This is a genomic window from Nguyenibacter vanlangensis (genome assembly GCF_013376155.1).
Lineage (GTDB): Bacteria > Pseudomonadota > Alphaproteobacteria > Acetobacterales > Acetobacteraceae > Gluconacetobacter > Gluconacetobacter vanlangensis.
The window spans coordinates 1-1762 of sequence record NZ_JABXXP010000587.1 but is presented as its reverse complement, the minus strand read 5'-3'; the positions used below and the strand labels follow the sequence as shown (position 1 = coordinate 1762).

3 protein-coding genes are annotated in these 1762 nt (G+C 67.9%); all 3 read right to left on the bottom strand.

The window, feature by feature from the left end:
* The coding region (locus tag HUK84_RS16975) for a hydroxyethylthiazole kinase (RefSeq protein ID WP_176641320.1) at nt 1-416 on the bottom strand (416 nt) is incomplete at its 3' end.
* Between the two features lie 32 nt (nt 417-448).
* Nucleotides 449-1072, bottom strand: coding sequence for an RDD family protein (locus HUK84_RS16970; RefSeq protein ID WP_176641319.1), 624 nt, complete (start codon nt 1070-1072; stop codon nt 449-451).
* A gap of 51 nt (nt 1073-1123) precedes the next feature.
* A partial coding sequence (locus HUK84_RS16965; RefSeq protein WP_176641318.1) for a bifunctional ornithine acetyltransferase/N-acetylglutamate synthase occupies nt 1124-1762 on the bottom strand: 639 nt, incomplete at its 5' end.

Here is a 1762-nt window from a genome sequence, read left to right as displayed (position 1 = left end):
GCATGCAGATGCGCCAGGGCCAGGATCTCGGATGCATTGCCGCGAATGGCGCGGGGGGCGTCGGCCAGGCTTGCGACCGCGACTCGGGAGCGGAAATCCAGCACGCCCACGGCCACCGGGTCCAGAATCCAGGGCGTGCCGGCCTGTTGCGCCGCACGGGTCGCCAGCGCGATCGCACGGGCCTGCGGCGCGGTGATCGTGCCGATATTCACCACCAGGGCATCGGCCAGGGCGGCGAATTCCGCCACTTCCTCCTCGGCCCCGACCATGGCGGGTGACGCGCCCGCCGCCAGCAGCGCGTTCGCGGTGCTGTTGGCGACGACCAGGTTGGTGATGTTGTGGACCAGCGGCGCGGCGGCGCGGATTTTCGCCAGCGTGGCGGCGGCGGCTTGGGGGGTGAAGAGGAAAGTGGACATGGGCGGGGCGCCTTTCGTCGGGATCGGCGGGTTCAGCCCGGGGGCGCGAAATTGACCAGCGCCTCTTCCTGCCGGCGAATGACGCAGGTGCCGGCCAGCAGATCGTGCAGCCCCTGCTTGCGCGCGGTCCACATGACCATCAGGAAACCGATTCCCATCAGGATGAAGGACAGGAACTTGCCGAAATACCGCCCGGCCGCGCGGCCGATGGTGATCCGGCTGCCGTGAATGTCGGTCACGCGCATCCGGCAGGCCATCTTGCCCGGGGTCGCCTGCAGGCGCGAGGATTCGAACAGGATGTAGTAAAGCGCCGGCAGAATGAACTGCACCAGTTCGTACAGCCCCGACCCATGCCAGGCCGGGTGGATGAACTGATAGGAATATTCGGCCGGGATGTCGCTGACGCGGACCAGGTCGGAAATCTGGTATTTTCCGACCCCCGGTCCGCTGTTCATCAGCGTGACCGTCAGGCTGGGCGACAGCAGCAGGCCGACGACCCAGCCCGCGACGCTGATGATGCAGGCGTCGATGCCCCAGGCCAGCACGCGAAACCAGAACCCGGCATAGACCCAGACAGAGCGCGGCTCCATGCGGCCCGGCGGCACATAGGGCGATCGCGAAGCGAAAGGATCGCTGCCGGGCGGCAGATCGGACATGGAACTGTTTCCTTCCGGCAAGGGCCGCGCAATGGCCGCCAGCTACGCCAGTCAGCTACGATAGGACCCGTTGATGTCGATATAGCCGTGGGTCAGGTCGCAGCTCCATGCCACGCCGGTCCCGTTTCCCAGTCCCAGATCGATCTCGATTTCGATTTCGCTGCCCTTCATGTGGGCCACGACCGGCGTTTCGTCATAATCGGGCACGACGGTGCCGTTGCGCGCGATCCACACGCCGCCGATGGCGATCGACAGCGTGTCGCGGTTGGCGGGTTCGCCGCTCTTGCCCACGGCCATCACCACCCGGCCCCAGTTCGCGTCCTCGCCCGCGATGGCGGTCTTGACCAGCGGGGAATTCGCCACCGCCATCGCCACGCGCTGTGCGGAATCGTCGCTGGTGGCGCCCGTCACCTGGATGCGGATCAGCTTGGTCGCCCCTTCGCCGTCGCGCACCACCAGCAGCGCCAGTTCCAGCAGGAGGCTGTCCAGCGCGGCGGCGAATTCGGCCAGCGCAGGGTCGGTCTCGGACACGACCGGCGGATTGCCGGCCTGCCCGGTCGCGAACAGCAGGACCATGTCCGACGTCGAGGTGTCGGAATCCACCGTCGTGCGGTTGAAGCTGCGCGCCGCGCCCGCTGCCAGCAGCGGCTGCAGCACGGCGGCCGGCAGGGCGGCGTCGGTGGCGACGAA

Coding starts and splice junctions, on each gene's coding strand:
- HUK84_RS16970 (WP_176641319.1), bottom strand. CDS start 1,072: ATGTCCGATCTGCCGCCCGGCAGCGATCCTTTCGCTTCGCGATCGCCC.